The sequence below is a fragment of the Pseudomonas sp. IT-P260 genome, assembly GCF_949768395.1.
Classification (GTDB): Bacteria; Pseudomonadota; Gammaproteobacteria; order Pseudomonadales; family Pseudomonadaceae; genus Aquipseudomonas; species Aquipseudomonas parakoreensis.
In genome coordinates this window covers 81,070-97,081 of the sequence record NZ_CATKPO010000002.1, presented here as the reverse complement: position 1 = coordinate 97,081, position 16,012 = coordinate 81,070, and the positions used below count along the sequence as shown (strand labels likewise).

Here is a 16,012-nt window from a genome sequence, read left to right as displayed (position 1 = left end):
CTCGCTCCCACAGAGGAACAGGGTGTTGGCCAGGATGTAGCTTTGCGAGTCGCTGAGTTTAATCCGTGGACAAGACTGTGCCATCGATCACATGCGGTAAAACAACCGAACGTCGTTCTGCAGATTCATGTGCTTGAGTAAAGATAACTCTAGGGTTACTTTTATTCGGCCGGAGCAAGGAGGCGGTAGGTGCAAAGCAGGCTATTGATCAAGGAGCTGGAGGAGGCAGGCTGGACGCTGGATCGAGTCACCGGCAGTCATCACATCTTCAGGCATCGTTACAACCCGTACACCATTCCCGTTCCCCACCCGAAAAAGGATTTGCCGCTGGGGACGGTCAAAAGCATCAGGAGGCGTGCCGGGTTGTACCACCCGCCAGCCAGCTGCAAGGGAGATCCATAATGCAATATCCGATCTGCATCGAATGGGGTGACGACGACACCGCCATCGGTATTCAGATACCCGACATTCCCGGCGCCGTCACGGCTGGGGATACCTTCGAGGACGCTTACAACGCAGCCGTTGAAGTGGCCCATCTCATGCTGCAGGAGATGGCGGCAGACGGCGAATCGATTCCCATGCCGACGTCGGCAGCGACCCATCGCAATAACCCGGAGTTTGCCGACATGGGCTGGGGGATGCTCGAGCTGGATATCTCGCCGTACATGGGCAAGACCGAGAAGGTCAACGTGACGTTGCCAGGCTATGTGATCCAGCGCATCGATCGCTATGTGCGTGAACACAATGTCAAAAGCCGCTCTTCGTTTCTGGCGGATGCGGCGATGGAGAAACTGGTTCGGTATTGAGCGTCATCGCTCCCATGGGCCCGGTGAACAACCTGTGGGAGCGAACCTGCTTGCGATGCTTTTGACGTCTTAAGCGGTTGCCAATGAACCACGCTGCGAAGCACTCAAAAACCGCGCCAGCGCCAGCAGCGGGAAGGCGCTGCCGACAATCACGATCCACAACCAGCCGCCATGCTCATACACCGCACTGGCGACCGACGAGCCGAAGGCGCCGCCGATGAAGATGCTGGTCATGTACAGCGCATTCAGGCGACCACGGCTTTTGGCGTCCAGCGAGTAGACCGCACGTTGGCCGAGGACCATGTTCATCTGCACGCAGAAATCCAGTACTACGCCGGTCACGGCCAGGCCGATGACGCTGTAGGCCGGGTGGATGAAGGCGGGCAGGAAGCTCAGGCTGGCGAACAGCATGGCCAGCAGCGAAGCGACGCGGGTGTGGCCGGCGTCCGCCAGGCGTCCGCTGATCGGCGCGGCGATGGCACCGATGGCGCCGACCAGGGCGAAGATCGCGATCTCGCTCTGCGACAGGCCATGGTTACGCGCCAGCTCCAGTGGCACCGCTGTCCAGAACAGGCTGAAGGTGGCGAACATGCAGCCCTGATAAAACGCGCGCTGACGCAGTACCGGTTGCTGGCGCAGCAATGTCCACAATGAACCGATCAGTTGGCCGTATGTGGCGCTGTGATCCGGTTGACGCTTGGGCACGGTCAGCGCCAGCACCACGCTGATCGCTGCCATCAACGCCGCAGCAATCATGAACATCGCGCGCCAGCCGAAATGGTCAGCGACGACGCTCGATACCGGTCTTGCCAGCAGGATGCCCAGCAGCAAGCCACCCATGATCCCGCCGACTACCCGGCCACGGGATTCTTCCGGCGCCAGATGTGCAGCCAGCGGAATCAGGATCTGCACCGACACCGAACTGAAGCCCACCAGCAACGAGATCAGCAAAAACACATTCGGCTGACTGGTGAACGCCGCGCCGAGCAGGCTGGCAATCGCCACTACAGTGGTGATGATCATCAGCCGGCGGTTTTCCAGCAGGTCGCCCAGCGGCACCAGGAAAAACAGACCCAGCGCATAACCGATCTGTGTCAGCGAGACGATGAAGCTGGCCATGGTGTCGGAGAGGCCGATGTCCGGTGCGATCAGACCAATGATCGGTTGCGCGTAGTAGATGTTGGCGACGATGGCACCGCAGCAGAAGGCGAACAGCAGCACCATGCCTCGGGTCATTGCGTGAGTTGTAGCGTTCATAAGGTTTCTCGATCCAGCGAAAGGGAATGCGGTGAGGCTAAGGGACGCACCGACGTGGCGGTAGAAGCCTTGTATCGATATCAGTTATTCCGTTGCGGAATGATTGGCTTCAAGCGCGGTGTCGTCCATCGGCGAACCTTGCGTCCGGCCGGAGAGTGTCGATGATACATTCACTTACATCTTCTTCGATAGCGTGCTTATGTTTACCGCTGCTGTTCAACTGTTTACCAACGGAGGATTGCCATGTTGCGTCGGCTGCTGCGTCACACCACCACGATTGTCCTGATCGGTCTGCTTGGCGCCAGCGCAGTACAGGCTGCGGATGCCCCGGGGATGCGGATCGGCGTACGCGGCGAGATCACCGGAGTCAGCGCTGACTCGTTGAAAGTCCACGTCAACAGCGGCGAGAACGTGGTGATTCAATTGACCGCTGACACCAAAGTGCGCGCCGTCACCTTGGCCAATATCGAGGACATCAAACCCGGCAGTTACATTGGCTCGGCGGCCATGCCGCAAGAGGACGGCACGCTCAAGGCGCTGGAAGTGCACGTATTCCCGCCGGAACTGGCCGGCAGCGGCGACGGCCATCGGCCGTTCGACCTTGCCAAGGGCAGCAGCATGACCAATGGCAGCGTCGGTGATCTGGTGGTGAGCAATGGCCGGGTGCTGACCGTCAACTACAAGGGCGGGCAGCAGAAGATTCTGGTGCCGGAGGATGTGCCGATCGTCAACCTGATGCCAGGGGATCGGAGTTTGCTCAAGGTCGGGGTGAAGATCGTGACGTTCGTCACGCAAGGCGCGGACGGCACGCTGACCGCGCAATCGATTTCCGCTGGCAAGGACGGCGTCACGCCGCCGATGTAACTGTAGGAGCTGCCGAAGGCTGCGATCTTTTGATCTTGGTTTTTAAAATCAAAGTCAAAAGATCGCAGCCTTCGGCAGCTCCTACAGGGGGTCGCCACAAAAAAGGCGACCTGTTGAGGTCGCCTTTTTCATGTCCGCCAAATCTTACTGGCTGTAGATCTGATCAAAGATCCCGCCATCATTGAAGTGGGTCTTCTGCACCGAACGCCAGTCGCCAAAGGTCTTCTCAACCGACAGGAAGTCGACTTTCGGGAAACGATCGGTGTACTTCGCCAGCACCGCCGGGTCCCGTGGACGCAGGTAGTTGGCAGCAGCAATTTCCTGACCTTCCGGCGACCACAGGTACTTCAGGTATTCATCGGCCGCAGCGCGGGTGCCTTTCTTGTCGACCACTTTGTCGACCACCGACACTGGTGGTTCGGCTTCGGCGGAGACGCTTGGGTAGATCACTTCGAACTGATCGCGACCGAACTCGCGAGCGATCATCTCGGCTTCGTTCTCGAAGGTCACCAGCACGTCGCCGATCTGGTTGGTCATGAACGTGGTGGTCGCGGCGCGGCCACCGGTGTCGAGCACCGGCGCTTGCTTGAACAGTTTGCCGACGAAGTCTTTGGCCTTGTTCTCGTCACCACCATTCTTCAGCACGTAGCCCCAGGCCGAGAGGTAGGTGTAGCGGCCGTTGCCCGAGGTTTTCGGGTTCGGCACGATCACTTGCACGCCGTCCTTGAGCAAGTCCGGCCAGTCTTTCAGGGCTTTCGGGTTGCCTTTGCGGACGATGAACACGGTGGCCGAGGTGAACGGCGCGCTGTTGTTCGGCAGGCGGGTGACCCAGTTGTCCGGCACCAGTTTGCCGTTGTCGGCGAGGGCGTTGATGTCGGTGGCCATGTTCATGGTGATGACGTCAGCCGGCAGGCCGTCGATCACCGAACGCGCCTGCTTGCTCGAACCGCCGAAGGACATCTGCACGGTGATGTTTTCGTTGTGCTCGGCCTGCCAGTGTTTCTGGAACGCAGTGTTGTAGTCCTTGTAGAAATCGCGCATCACGTCATAGGAGACGTTGAGCAGGGTCGGTGCGGCTTGAGCCACGCTGCCAAAGGCAAGACCGGCGGCGAGAAGTGAGGCGCCAAAGAGTTTTTTCACTGCGCATTCCTTGTTTTGTTTTGTGTAGGAGCTGCCGCAGGCTGCGATCTTTTGATTGTGTTTTTAGAGAATCAAGATCAAAAGATCGCAGCCTGCGGCAGCTCCTACAGGGGGTGATGTTTAATTGCCACTGACTATAACGGGGCACGCATAGTCGTTTAAAGATTAAAAAGCTCTGTGCTTATTCCACTTTCTTAAACAGCTGACTGCCACATCTCGAGCAAAACGCCGCGCTGTGTTCATGGCTGTTTTTCTTGCACACCGGGCAGTCGTGTTGCAGCTGTTCGCCGCGCATGGCGTTGGCCAGTTCTGCGGTGAAGATCCCGGTGGGCACGGCGATGATCGAGTAACCGGTGATCATCACCAGCGAGGAAATCACCTGGCCCAGCGGAGTCTTGGGCACGATGTCGCCGAAGCCTACCGTGGTCAACGTCACGATAGCCCAATAGATGCCTTTGGGGATGCTGGTGAAGCCGTGTTCCGGGCCTTCTATCACGTACATCAGGGTGCCGAACACCGTCACCAGCGTGCAGACGCTGACCAGGAACACCACGATCTTCTGCTTGCTGCCGCGCAGCGCCGACATCAAATAGTTGGCTTGCTTGAGGTACGGGCTGAGCTTGAGTACGCGGAAGATCCGCAGCATCCGAATGATCCGGATGATCAGCAGGTACTGCGCATCGCTGTAATACAGCGCGAGGATCCCCGGCACGATCGCCAGCAGATCCACCAGTCCGTAGAAACTGAAGGCGTAGCGCAACGGCTTCGGTGAGCAGTACAACCGCAGGATGTACTCGCCGAGAAAAATGATTGTGAAGCCCCACTCGATGTAGGCCAGCACATCGGCGTAGTTCTGGTGAATGCTGTCGATGCTGTCGAGCATCACCACCACCAGGCTGGCAAGGATGATCAACAGCAAGGTGCCGTCGAAGCGCCGCCCGGCGAGGGTGTCGCTCTGGAAAATCATCACGTAAAGCCGTTCACGCCAACTGTTGCTGCTGTCCATGGATAACGCCTGAATTGAAGATCAGCGCAGCCTAGGTTGATTGTCCCCCTGTGCGCAAGGCGTGGCGTCGACGGTCGCTTTGCCGAGCATCTGGATCCCGGCACGGATCAGCCAGCCGGCGAGGATGAACGGCGCGGTCAGCGTCGCCAGACCAAGGGCGGTGAACAGCGGGGTGACCAGCAGCGCCAGGACGATGCCCAGCAGCGGCAGCCACGGTTGTTGACGCTGTGAACTGAAGGCGAGGGCGGCGAGCACCGCGTTGTAACTGCCCAGTCCCAGCAACGCTGCAGCGGTTTCGTGGTGCAGCAGGCTGGAGGCGAGCCCGATGGCCGACGCCAGCACTGCCCAGCAGAACGCGCGGCGATCGGCGATCAACAGACCGATGCCGATCAACGCGCCGGCCAGCGGATGACCGAGGAACATCACCTGACCCAGTCCACGCAGTTCAGCGGCGAGCAGGTTCAGCGTGGTCATCTCGATATGCGCCGTCGGCGCGGATGGCTCGGCGAACAGCAGCAGGATCCAGCCGATGGCCACGAACGGCGAGGTGTAAGCCGGTATCGATCGACTGCGATACACGTGTTTGAGCCACTGCTGAGTGACCATCGCACTGAGGCCACCGGCCGCCAGAATCAGCGGCGGCAGCATCGGCGACCACGGGAAATACAGGCTCAGCACCAAGCCAAGCAGCACGCCGTTGTAACTGAACAATCCGGCCTGACGATCCGCCTTGGCATAGTTGCGCCGTTGCGCGGTTAGCAGGCCGGCGACTGCACCGAGCAGCGCGCCGGCAAACAGCACCGGCGCAGTGAGCAGGATCGCCAGCAGGCACAACAGGCCGCACAGCGGGTGGCGCTGGAGGAATATCTGACTGAAACCGTTGAGCAAAGCCTCGGCCCAGTCGGGGCAGTGGGTGTTGAAATGATTGGCAGGCATGTTGAAAAAATCTGGGCAGTTGGACAATCAAAAGGTCTTGCTTACCTGTGGTGAGGGGATTTATCCCCGATGGGCTGCGAAGCGGCCCCCAATCGGGGAGTGCGGTTTTTCTGTGAAAACCGTCACTCTCTTGAAAGCGGTGACTGCTGCGCAGTCAATCGGGGATGAATCCCCTCACCACAGGTTTTGTATTCACATCAAAAATATGGGTCAGATCAGCGTTTCGATCCGCAGTGAGTTGGTCGATCCCGGCTGCCCGAACGGCACACCGGCGGTGATCAGCAAGGTATCGCCACGCTCGGCCATGCCTTGCGCCTGGGCGATTTCCAGCGCCGTCGAACACACTTCATCGACCTGACGCAGGCGATCGTTGACCACCGAGTGAATGCCCCACGCCACGCTCAAACGCCGCGCGGTCTGCAGGTTCGGCGTCAGGTTGAGGATCGGCGCTTTCGGTCGTTCCCGTGCCGCGCGCAACGTCGAAGCGCCCGATTCGCTGTAGTTGACCAGCACCGCCACCGGCAGCACGTTGCTGATGCGGCGGATCGCGCAACTGATCGCATCGGACACCGTCGCCTCGGCTTTCGGTCGGCTGACGTCGAGTTGAGTCTGATAGTCCGGACCGTTTTCCACCTGACGGATGATCTTGCTCATCATCTGCACCGCTTCCAGCGGGTATTCGCCGGAGGCGGTTTCGGCCGACAGCATCACCGCATCCGCGCCTTCAGCCACAGCATTCGCCACGTCAGTGACTTCCGCGCGGGTCGGGGCCGGGGAGAAACGCATCGACTCGAGCATCTGCGTCGCCACCACCACCGGTTTGCCCAGTTCGCGGCAGGTGCTGATGATGTTTTTCTGGATTTGCGGCACGCTTTCCGCCGGCACTTCCACGCCGAGATCGCCGCGAGCGACCATGATCGCGTCGCTCAGTTGGGCGATTTCGCGCAGTTGCTCAACCGCTGACGGCTTCTCGATTTTCGCCATCAGAAAGGCCTTGTCGCCGATCAGTTCGCGGGCTTCGAGAATGTCCTGCGGACGTTGCACGAACGACAGCGCCACCCAGTCCACACCCAGCTCCAGGCCGAAGCTCAGGTCGCGTCGATCCTTGGCGGTCAGTGGGCTGAGGTCGAGCACCGCTTGCGGCACGTTCACGCCTTTGCGGTCCGACAGTTCGCCGCCGGCGAGCACGGTGGTGTCGATCGCGTCGGTGTATTTTGTGACCACGCGCAGGCGCAGCTTGCCGTCATCCAGCAGCAGATCCATGCCCGCTTCGAGCGCGGCGATGATCTCCGGGTGCGGCAGGTTCACCCGGCGTTCATCGCCCGGGGTCGCGTCCAGATCGAGGCGGAACGCCTGACCGCGATGCAGCTGCACCTTGCCGTCGGCGAACTTGCCGACGCGCAGTTTCGGCCCCTGCAAATCCATCAGAATGCCCAGCGGATAGTTGAGCTGGCGCTCGACTTCGCGGATCCACTGATAGCGCTTGGCGTGGTCGGCGTGATCGCCGTGGCTGAAGTTCAGGCGGAAGATGTTGACCCCGGCCTCGACCAGTTCACGGATGTCTTCGATGCCGTCGACGGCAGGGCCGAGGGTGGCGAGGATTTTGACCTTTTTATCAGGCGTCATGATTTGCAGTTCTCAAGGATCAGGATGGCGCGGAAGTCGTTGACGTTGGTGCGGGTCGGCTCGGTGACGATCAGCGCATCGAGCGCCTCGAAATAGCCGTAACCGTTGTTGTTATCCAGCTCGTCGCTGGCGCTCAAACCGAGGGCGGCGGCGCGGGCGTAGCTGTCCGGGGTCATGATTGCGCCGGCGTTGTCTTCCGAACCGTCGATGCCGTCGGTGTCACCGGCCAGCGCGTAGACGCCGGGCTGGCCCTTGAGGCTGTCGGTGAGGCTCAAGAGGAATTCGGCGTTGCGCCCGCCGCGACCATTGCCGCGCACGGTGACCGTGGTTTCGCCGCCGGAAAGAATCACGCACGGCGCTGCCAGTGGCTGCCCGTGATTGATGATCTGCCGGGCGATGCCGGCGTGGACCTTCGCCACTTCGCGGGATTCACCTTCCAGGTCGCCAAGGATCAGCGTGCTGAAACCGGCCTGGCGGCATTTCACCGCCGCAGCATCCAGCGATTGCTGCGGGCGGGCGATCAATTGGAAGTGACTGCGGGCCAGGCTCGGATCACCGGGTTTGACCGTTTCCGATTCCGGGCTTTGCAGCCAGGTGCGCACCGAGGCCGGGACTTCGATGCCGTAGCGTTTGAGGATTGCCAGCGCTTCGGCGGAAGTGCTCGGGTCGGCCACGGTCGGGCCGGAAGCGATGACCGTGGCGAGGTCGCCCGGCACATCGGAAATCGCGTAGGTATACACAGTGGCAGGCCAGCAGGCCTTGCCGAGGCGGCCACCCTTGATCGCCGAAAGGTGCTTGCGCACGCAGTTCATTTCGCCGATGGTCGCGCCGGATTTGAGCAGGGCTTTGTTGATCGACTGCTTGTCCGCCAAGGTGATGCCTTCAGCCGGCAGGGCGAGCAGGGCAGAGCCGCCACCAGAGAGCAGGAAGATCACGCGATCGTCTTCGCTCAGGTTGCTGACCAGTTCCAGCACGCGTTTGGCCACGGCCAGGCCGGCGGCGTCCGGTACCGGGTGCGCGGCTTCGACCACTTCGATTTTTTCGCACGGAGCGCCGTGACCGTAACGGGTCACCACCAGACCGGATACTTCACCCTGCCAGCAGCGCTCGACCACCTGCGCCATGGCGGCTGCGGCCTTGCCGGCACCGATGACGATCACCCGACCCGTGCGATCGGCGGGCAGATGGGCTTCGAGGACCTGGTTCGGATGGGCCGCGTCGATGGCTGTGGCAAACAGCTCACGCAGCAGTTGTTGCGGATCGACCGACATGGCGGGCTCCCGGAATTCTTGTTATTCGAAAGGGCAACTCGGAACCCTTGTGGGAGCGAGCCTGCTCGCGAAGGCGGTGTGTCAGCCAACATCGATGTTGAATGTGCAACCGTTTTCGCGAGCAGGCTCGCTCCCACAGGGTTTTGTGCAGGCTTTACTTCTTGTCGCGAATCGAGAAGTTGGCCATGTGTTCCAGACCCTTGATCAGCGCCGAGTGGTCCCAGTTGCTGCCACCGATGGCCGCGCAGGTGCTGAACACTTGCTGGGCGTTGGCGGTGTTCGGCAGGTTGATGTTCAGCTCCTTGGCGCCTTGCAGGGCCAGGTTCAGGTCCTTCTGGTGCAGGCTGATGCGGAAGCCCGGGTCGAAGGTGCCTTTGATCATGCGCTCGCCGTGCACTTCGAGAATCTTCGACGAAGCGAAACCGCCCATCAGCGCTTCACGCACCTTGGCTGGATCAGCACCGTTTTTCGAGGCGAACAGCAGGGCTTCAGCGACAGCCTGAATGTTCAGCGCGACGATGATCTGGTTCGCCACTTTGGCGGTCTGACCGTCGCCATTGCCACCGACCAGGGTGATGTTCTTGCCCATGGCCTGGAACAGCGGCAGGGCGCGTTCGAAGGCATCGGCATCGCCACCGACCATGATGCTCAGGGTCGCAGCCTTGGCGCCGACTTCACCGCCGGACACTGGCGCGTCGAGGTACTGCGCCCCTTTCTCGTTGATCTTCTTGGCGAAGGCCTTGGTGGCGGTCGGCGAGATCGAGCTCATGTCGATCACTACTTTGCCTTTGCCGATGCCGGCAGCGACGCCGTCGGCGCGGAACAGTACGTCGTCGACCTGCGGGGTATCCGGCACCATGACGATGATGAATTCGGCTTCCTGCGCCACTTCTCGCGGGTTGGCCAAGGCGACGGCGCCAGCGGCCACCAGGTCGGCTGGAGCGGCGTCGTGGTGCGCCGACAGGAACAGGCTGTGACCGGCTTTCTGCAGGTTCGAAGCCATTGGGTGGCCCATGATGCCGGTGCCGATAAATCCGATTTTAGCCATGAGAAAATCCTCTTGTTTTTGTGTGGCTCTCTGTAGGAGCTGGCGAAGCCTGCGATCTTTTGATCTTGATCTTGAAAAGCAAAGTCAAAAGATCGCAGCCTTCGGCAGCTCCTACAGGAATGACCGTGTTCGATCAGATTGCGTTATGAGTTTTGAGCCAGCCCAGACCGGCCTCAGTAGTGGTCAGCGGCTTGTACTCGCAACCCACCCAACCCTGATAACCAATCCGATCCAGGTGTTCGAACAGGAAGCGGTAGTTGATCTCGCCAGTGCCCGGCTCGTTGCGTCCCGGGTTGTCCGCGAGCTGAACATGGTTGATCTCGGCCAGGTGCGATTGCAGGGTGCGGGCCAGATCGCCTTCCATGATTTGCATGTGGTAGATGTCGTATTGCAGGAACAGGTTGGCGCTGCCGACCTGCTCGCGAATCGACAGGGCTTGCGCCGTGTTGTTCAGGTAGAACCCCGGGATGTCGCGGGTGTTGATCGCTTCCATCACCAGTTTGATGCCCGCCGCCTGCAGCTTGTCGGCGGCGTACTTGAGGTTGGCGACGAAGGTCTTTTCCACAGTGGCATCGTCGACCCCTTGCGGGCGGATACCGGCCAGGCAGTTGACCTGGGTGTTGCCCAGCACTTGCGCGTAGGCAATCGCCAGATCGACCCCGGCGCGGAACTCTTCAACGCGATCCGGCAGGCAGGCGATACCGCGCTCGCCCTTGGCCCAGTCACCGGCCGGCAGGTTGAACAGCACTTGGGTCAGACCGTTGGCCTCGAGCTTTGCCTTGATTTCGGCGGAGCTGAAGTCGTACGGGAACAGGTATTCCACGCCACTGAAACCGGCCTTGGCGGCGGCGTCGAAACGGGCAAGGAAATCCTGTTCGGTGAACAGCATGGACAGGTTGGCTGCGAAACGCGGCATGGTGGTCTCCTGTTGCGAATTAATGATGATGGCTTTGTGTAGGAGCTGCCGCAGGCTGCGATCTTTTGATCTTGATCCTGAAAAACAAGATCAAAAGATCGCAGCCTGCGGCAGCTCCTACAGGGGAGTAACCGCGGCCATCAAATCCCGGCAGATCAGTCGAGCAGCGAAATCGCCGTTGGCGCGTCGTTGCCGACCAGCGCCAGGTCTTCGAATTCGTTGACGGCGTTGATCTCGGTCCCCATGGAGATGTTGGTCACACGCTCCAGGATGATTTCGACGATCACCGGCACCTTGAACTCTTCGATCAGCTCTTCGGCCTTGCGCAGGGCAGGGGCGATGTCCGCCGGTTCGAACACACGCAGCGCTTTACAGCCCAGGCCTTCGGCGACGGCGACGTGGTCGACACCGTAACCGTTGAGTTCCGGCGCGTTCAGGTTATCGAAGGACAGCTGCACGCAGTAGTCCATTTCGAACCCGCGCTGGGCCTGACGGATCAGGCCCAGGTACGAGTTGTTCACCACGACGTGGATGTAAGGCAGTTTGAACTGAGCGCCGACCGCCAGCTCCTCGATCATGAACTGGAAGTCATAGTCCCCCGACAGGGCCACGACTTTACGGTTCGGATCGGCCTTGACCACGCCCAGCGCTGCCGGAATGGTCCAGCCCAACGGGCCGGCCTGACCGCAGTTGATCCAGTGACGCGGCTTGTAGACGTGCAGGAACTGCGCGCCGGCAATCTGCGACAGACCAATGGTGCTGACGTAGCAGGTGTCTTTGCCGAACACCTGGTTCATTTCTTCGTAAACGCGTTGCGGCTTGACCGGCACGTTGTCGAAGTGGGTCTTGCGCTGCAGGCTGGCCTTGCGCTGCTGGCAATCCTGCAGCCAGGCACTGCGGTTTTTCAGCTTGCCGGCGGCTTGCCATTCGCGGGCGACTTCGATGAACACGGTCAGCGCCGCAGCGGCGTCGGAGACGATGCCCAGGTCCGGGGTGAACACGCGGCCGATCTGCGTGCCTTCGATGTCGACGTGAATGAACTTGCGACCTTCGGTGTAGACGTCGACCGAACCGGTGTGACGGTTGGCCCAACGGTTACCGATGCCCAGCACCACATCGGATTTGAGCATCGTCGCATTGCCGTAACGGTGCGACGTCTGCAGACCGACCATGCCGACCATCAGCGGGTGATCGTCAGGAATGGTGCCCCAGCCCATCAGGGTCGGGATCACCGGGATACCGGTCAGCTCGGCGAACTCCACCAGCAAATCGCTGGCGTCGGCGTTGATGATGCCGCCACCGGCTACCAGCAATGGACGCTCGGCCTGATCCAGCAGCGCCAGCGCCTTTTCGACCTGAACGCGGCTCGCGGTCGGCTTGGCCAGCGGCAGTGGCTGGTAAGCGTCGATGTCGAATTCGATTTCAGCCATCTGCACGTCGAACGGCAGGTCGATCAGCACCGGGCCCGGGCGGCCGGAGCGCATTTCGTAGAAGGCTTTCTGGAACGCGTAGGGCACCTGGCCCGGCTCCAGAACCGTGGTCGCCCACTTGGTGACGGGCTTGACGATGCTGGTGATGTCGACGGCCTGGAAGTCTTCCTTGTGCATACGGGCGCGGGGTGCCTGGCCGGTGATGCAGAGGATCGGGATCGAGTCGGCCGAGGCGCTGTAGAGCCCGGTGACCATGTCGGTGCCGGCCGGGCCGGACGTACCGATGCACACGCCGATGTTGCCGGCCTTGGTGCGGGTGTACCCCTCGGCCATGTGCGACGCGCCTTCGACGTGACGAGCGAGGACGTGATCGATGCCACCGACTTTTTTCAGTGCGGAGTACAGCGGGTTGATCGCTGCACCCGGAATGCCAAAAGCGGTATCAACCCCTTCACGGCGCATCACCAGAACGGCGGCTTCGATTGCTCTCATTTTGCTCATGGTTTTGTGCCTCTTTACGTTTTGTAATTGTATACAAGTGGCTTTGCGCAGAGTGTATTCACGGCGGACGGCGCAGGTCAATCCATTTTCTCAAGCGCCTGTTTCATTCGTCGCAAGCCCGTTTCTGCTGTGGCTTTTCGTCGCATGTGGCGCTTTTGGAGAATTATTGTATACAAAAAAATAATTCATTGTGTTCTATTTGTGGCATCGGGCTGCGGCACAACCGCGCAGCTCCACGACTTTCCCAATAACAAAATGAGGACGGCACCATGAGCGCTTTAACCTTGAAAGTCGCAGTCAACCTGGTCGAACAGGCCATCACTACCGGGCGCGGGATCAACGCCGCGCCGCTGACGATCGCGGTACTCGATACCGGCGGCCACCTGATCACCCTGCAACGCGAAGACGGCGCCAGCCTGCTGCGCCCGAACATCGCCATCGGCAAAGCCTGGGGCGCCATCGCCTTGGGCAAGGGCTCACGCCTGCTGGCGCTGGACGCCCAACAACGCCCGGCGTTTATCGCAGCGCTCAACAGCATGGGCCAGGGCAGCGTCGTCCCGGCCCCGGGCGGGGTGTTGATCCGTGATCAGGCGGGGAATGTGCTGGGCGCGATCGGGATCAGCGGCGATCTGTCGGATATTGACGAGCAGGTCGCGATCAAAGCGGTGGAGGCGCTGGATTTGCGGGCGGATGCGGGGGTGGCGGCTTGATCTGTAGCGGCTGATTAACCGCCTTCGCGAGCAGGCTCGCTCCCACATTGGATTGGTGTCTAGACACAAAATGTCTGAGTACCCCAGTCCCCTGTGGGAGCGAGCCTGCTCGCGAAGGCGATCTTCCGTACACATCTTGCTAAAAGTCTGACGCTTGCGCGGAAATTCACTGAACTAGCCTTTTCATAATCAGGACATGAAAAGGCAAGGGAATGCTGGATCTATCTGCTTCAAATCGTTTGCGCATTGGTCACTACTCCGAACAAAACCGCATCTACTTACTGACTGCCAATACGGCGGGAAGGCAGCCTGTTTTCGGCGACTTTGCACTGGGTCGATTGGTCGTCAGCCAATTTCGCATCGCAGACGAGATGGGGTTTGCCAACTCGTTGGCCTGGGTCGTCATGCCAGATCATTTTCATTGGCTAATCGAATTGAAGCGTGGTTCGCTCAGCGAGTTGATGCAGCGTACAAAATCCCTCAGCACCAAATCCGTAAATCTCTCGACGGGTCGAAAGACCCGTCTTTGGCAATCTGGCTTTCATGATCGTGCATTGCGCAGAGAAGAAGATCTGGTGAAGTTGGCTCGGTACATCGTCGCCAACCCATTGCGGGCAGGTTTAGTGCAGAAGCTTGGCGATTATCCGCTGTGGGATGCGATTTGGGTCTGACAGGCAAACCGAGTCGCCCCGTTCGCGAGCAAGCTCGCTCCCACATTGGATCTGCGGCGTTCACAAATCCCTGTGGGAGCGAGCCTGCTCGCGAAGCGTTCAACGCGGTCTATCAGTCCGGCTCGCACCCCTTCAACACCAACCGGATAATCGTCTGCGCCGCCGCCTCGTAATCCGCCTCGTCCAGCTTGTCCTTGCCGGTAACTGCAGAGATCTGCCAGTCGAAGTCGGCGTAGGTCTGGGTCGCGGCCCAGATGCTGAACATCAGGTGGTTGGGGTCGAGCGGGGCGATCTGGCCACGGTCGATCCAGCTCTGGATGCAGTCGATGTTGTGTTTGGCCTGGCTGTTGAGCTGCTCGACCAGGTCGGCGCTCAGGTGCGGAGCGCCGTGCATGATTTCGCTGGCGAACACTTTGGAGGCGAAGGGCAGGTCGCGGGAGATGCGGATCTTCGAGCGGATGTAGCCGCTGAGCACTTCGCTCGGCACGCCGTCCGGGTTGAACGGGGTCGAGGCCTGCAGGATCGGCACGATGATGCTTTCCAGCACCTCGCGGTAGAGGTTTTCCTTGGACTTGAAGTAGTAGTAGACGTTGGGCTTGGGCAATCCTGCCTTGGCGGCGATGTCGCTGGTTTTGGTCGCAGCGAAGCCCTTGTCGGCGAATTCCTCACTGGCGGCACGCAGGATCAGTTCTTTGTTGCGCTCGCGGATTGTGCTCATAAACCCGGTGGTTCCTTGCCTGTTCTGGCGGTTGCGCATGGTAGCACCGGCCTCGCGCATGGCTCAAGAATGCCCCGTGTGGCCCGCAGTCGCGGTATGCTGCGCGGCATTATTCACATAAGGAAACACGATTCATGGCAGGAAGCAGTTTGCTGGTGCTGATCGACGATATTGCCACCGTTCTGGATGATGTGGCGTTGATGAGCAAAATGGCCGCGAAGAAGACCGCCGGCGTACTCGGCGATGACTTGGCGCTCAATGCCCAGCAAGTCTCCGGCGTGCGCGCCGAGCGGGAAATTCCCGTGGTCTGGGCGGTGGCCAAGGGCTCGTTCGTCAACAAACTGATTCTGGTGCCGTCGGCGCTGGCGATCAGCGCATTTGTGCCGTGGCTGGTGACGCCGCTGTTGATGGTCGGCGGCGCGTACCTGTGTTTTGAAGGGTTCGAGAAACTCGCGCACAAGTTCCTGCACAGCAAGGCCGAAGATGATGCCAACCACGCGCAACTGAGCGCGGCGGTGGCCGAGCCGACCACCGATCTGGTGGCTTACGAGAAGGACAAGATCAAAGGCGCGATCCGCACCGACTTTATCCTCTCCGCGGAAATCATCGCCATTACCCTCGGCACCGTGGCCGACGCTTCGCTGACCCAGCAAGTGATCGTGATGTCCGGCATCGCCATCGTCATGACCGTGGGCGTTTATGGCCTGGTGGCTGGTATCGTCAAGCTCGACGACCTGGGCCTGTGGCTGACCCGCAAATCGGGTGCAGCAGCAAAAAGCATTGGCAACGCGATCCTGCGCGCCGCCCCGTACATGATGAAAGGCCTGTCGGTGATCGGCACAGCGGCGATGTTCCTCGTCGGTGGCGGCATCCTCACCCATGGCGTTCCGGTGGTGCATCACTGGATTGAAAGTGTCGGCGCGGCGGCTGGCAGCGCCGGGTTTGCCGTGCCTGTGTTGCTCAATGGCGTAGCGGGGATTATCGCGGGCGCGGCAGTGCTGGCAGTGGTTTCGGTGGTCGGCAAAATCTGGCGCGCGATCAAGGGATAAACCCATCACCCCTGTGGGAGCGAGCCTGCTCGCGAAGGCGTCGAGTCAGTTACCCCTTTTCGG

Annotated in this window: 16 protein-coding genes; 6 read left to right on the top strand and 10 right to left on the bottom strand. The window is 60.4% G+C overall.

The features are described from left to right. The first annotated feature begins 189 nt into the window (after positions 1-189). Together ACM6HV_RS01495 and ACM6HV_RS01490 are read left to right on the top strand one after the other, a co-directional pair. Positions 190-402, top strand: coding sequence for a type II toxin-antitoxin system HicA family toxin (locus tag ACM6HV_RS01495; protein ID WP_041072921.1), 213 nt, complete (start codon positions 190-192; stop codon positions 400-402). Beyond that, positions 402-806 (top strand): type II toxin-antitoxin system HicB family antitoxin, encoded by a 405-nt coding sequence (locus tag ACM6HV_RS01490; RefSeq protein ID WP_086791488.1) that lies wholly within the window; start codon positions 402-404, stop codon positions 804-806. Before ACM6HV_RS01495 ends, ACM6HV_RS01490 begins: the two co-directional genes overlap by 1 nt. Positions 807-875: 69 nt before the next feature. Here ACM6HV_RS01490 and ACM6HV_RS01485 read toward each other — a convergent pair whose 3' ends face one another. Continuing rightward, positions 876-2,063: an MFS transporter gene (locus ACM6HV_RS01485; RefSeq protein WP_414903129.1), complete on the bottom strand. Its 1,188-nt coding sequence runs from the start codon at positions 2,061-2,063 to the stop codon at positions 876-878. Positions 2,064-2,306: 243 nt separating this feature from the next. On the opposite strand from ACM6HV_RS01485, the gene ACM6HV_RS01480 reads away from it, so the two are divergent. Next, entirely contained in the window at positions 2,307-2,927 is a 621-nt protein-coding gene (locus tag ACM6HV_RS01480; protein ID WP_041072915.1) for a DUF5666 domain-containing protein, read from the top strand. Positions 2,928-3,071: 144 nt separating this feature from the next. On the opposite strand, the gene ACM6HV_RS01475 is transcribed toward ACM6HV_RS01480, so the two are convergent. The 8 genes from ACM6HV_RS01475 to gcl all read right to left on the bottom strand — a co-directional run bounded on the left by ACM6HV_RS01475 (position 3,072) and on the right by gcl (position 12,801). Then, positions 3,072-4,067 carry a sulfate ABC transporter substrate-binding protein gene (locus ACM6HV_RS01475; RefSeq protein WP_041072913.1) on the bottom strand — a complete coding sequence of 332 codons (996 nt, stop codon included), beginning with the start codon at positions 4,065-4,067 and terminating at the stop codon, positions 3,072-3,074. 181 nt (positions 4,068-4,248) lie between these two features. Continuing rightward, positions 4,249-5,073 (bottom strand): ion transporter, encoded by an 825-nt coding sequence (locus tag ACM6HV_RS01470; protein WP_414903126.1) that lies wholly within the window; start codon positions 5,071-5,073, stop codon positions 4,249-4,251. 21 nt (positions 5,074-5,094) lie between these two features. After that, positions 5,095-6,009, bottom strand: coding sequence for an urea transporter (locus ACM6HV_RS01465; RefSeq protein ID WP_414903124.1), 915 nt, complete (start codon positions 6,007-6,009; stop codon positions 5,095-5,097). Positions 6,010-6,219: 210 nt separating this feature from the next. Continuing rightward, positions 6,220-7,635, bottom strand: coding sequence for a pyruvate kinase (pyk, locus tag ACM6HV_RS01460; RefSeq protein WP_086791476.1), 1,416 nt, complete (start codon positions 7,633-7,635; stop codon positions 6,220-6,222). Further along, positions 7,632-8,906, bottom strand: a complete 1,275-nt coding sequence (locus tag ACM6HV_RS01455; RefSeq protein ID WP_329699248.1) for a glycerate kinase — start codon at positions 8,904-8,906, stop codon at positions 7,632-7,634. Before ACM6HV_RS01455 ends, pyk begins: the two co-directional genes overlap by 4 nt. Positions 8,907-9,060: 154 nt before the next feature. Then, positions 9,061-9,954 (bottom strand): 2-hydroxy-3-oxopropionate reductase, encoded by an 894-nt coding sequence (locus tag ACM6HV_RS01450; protein WP_003222962.1) that lies wholly within the window; start codon positions 9,952-9,954, stop codon positions 9,061-9,063. Between the two features lie 133 nt (positions 9,955-10,087). After that, the gene (hyi, locus tag ACM6HV_RS01445) at positions 10,088-10,870 is read right to left on the bottom strand and encodes a hydroxypyruvate isomerase (protein WP_108182068.1); all 783 of its coding nucleotides are present in this window, start codon (positions 10,868-10,870) and stop codon (positions 10,088-10,090) included. Positions 10,871-11,025: 155 nt separating this feature from the next. Continuing rightward, positions 11,026-12,801, bottom strand: coding sequence for a glyoxylate carboligase (gene gcl, locus ACM6HV_RS01440; protein ID WP_041072901.1), 1,776 nt, complete (start codon positions 12,799-12,801; stop codon positions 11,026-11,028). 269 nt (positions 12,802-13,070) lie between these two features. Here gcl and ACM6HV_RS01435 point away from each other — a divergent pair, with 269 nt between their 5' ends. Then, the gene (locus ACM6HV_RS01435; RefSeq protein WP_095667156.1) at positions 13,071-13,511 is read left to right on the top strand and encodes a GlcG/HbpS family heme-binding protein; all 441 of its coding nucleotides are present in this window, start codon (positions 13,071-13,073) and stop codon (positions 13,509-13,511) included. A gap of 212 nt (positions 13,512-13,723) precedes the next feature. Next, the gene (locus tag ACM6HV_RS01430) at positions 13,724-14,182 is read left to right on the top strand and encodes an REP-associated tyrosine transposase (RefSeq protein ID WP_414903119.1); all 459 of its coding nucleotides are present in this window, start codon (positions 13,724-13,726) and stop codon (positions 14,180-14,182) included. Between the two features lie 112 nt (positions 14,183-14,294). On the opposite strand, the gene ACM6HV_RS01425 is transcribed toward ACM6HV_RS01430, so the two are convergent. After that, positions 14,295-14,900: a TetR/AcrR family transcriptional regulator gene (locus ACM6HV_RS01425; protein ID WP_047292618.1), complete on the bottom strand. Its 606-nt coding sequence runs from the start codon at positions 14,898-14,900 to the stop codon at positions 14,295-14,297. A 134-nt stretch (positions 14,901-15,034) separates the two neighbouring features. Here ACM6HV_RS01425 and ACM6HV_RS01420 point away from each other — a divergent pair, with 134 nt between their 5' ends. Then, complete coding sequence (locus ACM6HV_RS01420) at positions 15,035-15,949, top strand: DUF808 domain-containing protein (RefSeq protein ID WP_414903117.1); 915 nt, start codon at positions 15,035-15,037, stop codon at positions 15,947-15,949. The last annotated feature ends 63 nt before the right edge of the window (positions 15,950-16,012 follow it).

Coding starts and splice junctions, on each gene's coding strand:
- ACM6HV_RS01490 (WP_086791488.1), top strand. CDS start 402: ATGCAATATCCGATCTGCATCGAATGGGGTGACGACGACACCGCCATC.
- ACM6HV_RS01485 (WP_414903129.1), bottom strand. CDS start 2,063: ATGAACGCTACAACTCACGCAATGACCCGAGGCATGGTGCTGCTGTTC.
- ACM6HV_RS01480 (WP_041072915.1), top strand. CDS start 2,307: ATGTTGCGTCGGCTGCTGCGTCACACCACCACGATTGTCCTGATCGGT.
- ACM6HV_RS01470 (WP_414903126.1), bottom strand. CDS start 5,073: ATGGACAGCAGCAACAGTTGGCGTGAACGGCTTTACGTGATGATTTTC.
- ACM6HV_RS01465 (WP_414903124.1), bottom strand. CDS start 6,009: ATGCCTGCCAATCATTTCAACACCCACTGCCCCGACTGGGCCGAGGCT.
- pyk (WP_086791476.1), bottom strand. CDS start 7,635: ATGACGCCTGATAAAAAGGTCAAAATCCTCGCCACCCTCGGCCCTGCC.
- ACM6HV_RS01455 (WP_329699248.1), bottom strand. CDS start 8,906: ATGTCGGTCGATCCGCAACAACTGCTGCGTGAGCTGTTTGCCACAGCC.
- ACM6HV_RS01450 (WP_003222962.1), bottom strand. CDS start 9,954: ATGGCTAAAATCGGATTTATCGGCACCGGCATCATGGGCCACCCAATG.
- hyi (WP_108182068.1), bottom strand. CDS start 10,870: ATGCCGCGTTTCGCAGCCAACCTGTCCATGCTGTTCACCGAACAGGAT.
- gcl (WP_041072901.1), bottom strand. CDS start 12,801: ATGAGCAAAATGAGAGCAATCGAAGCCGCCGTTCTGGTGATGCGCCGT.
- ACM6HV_RS01435 (WP_095667156.1), top strand. CDS start 13,071: ATGAGCGCTTTAACCTTGAAAGTCGCAGTCAACCTGGTCGAACAGGCC.
- ACM6HV_RS01430 (WP_414903119.1), top strand. CDS start 13,724: ATGCTGGATCTATCTGCTTCAAATCGTTTGCGCATTGGTCACTACTCC.
- ACM6HV_RS01425 (WP_047292618.1), bottom strand. CDS start 14,900: ATGAGCACAATCCGCGAGCGCAACAAAGAACTGATCCTGCGTGCCGCC.
- ACM6HV_RS01420 (WP_414903117.1), top strand. CDS start 15,035: ATGGCAGGAAGCAGTTTGCTGGTGCTGATCGACGATATTGCCACCGTT.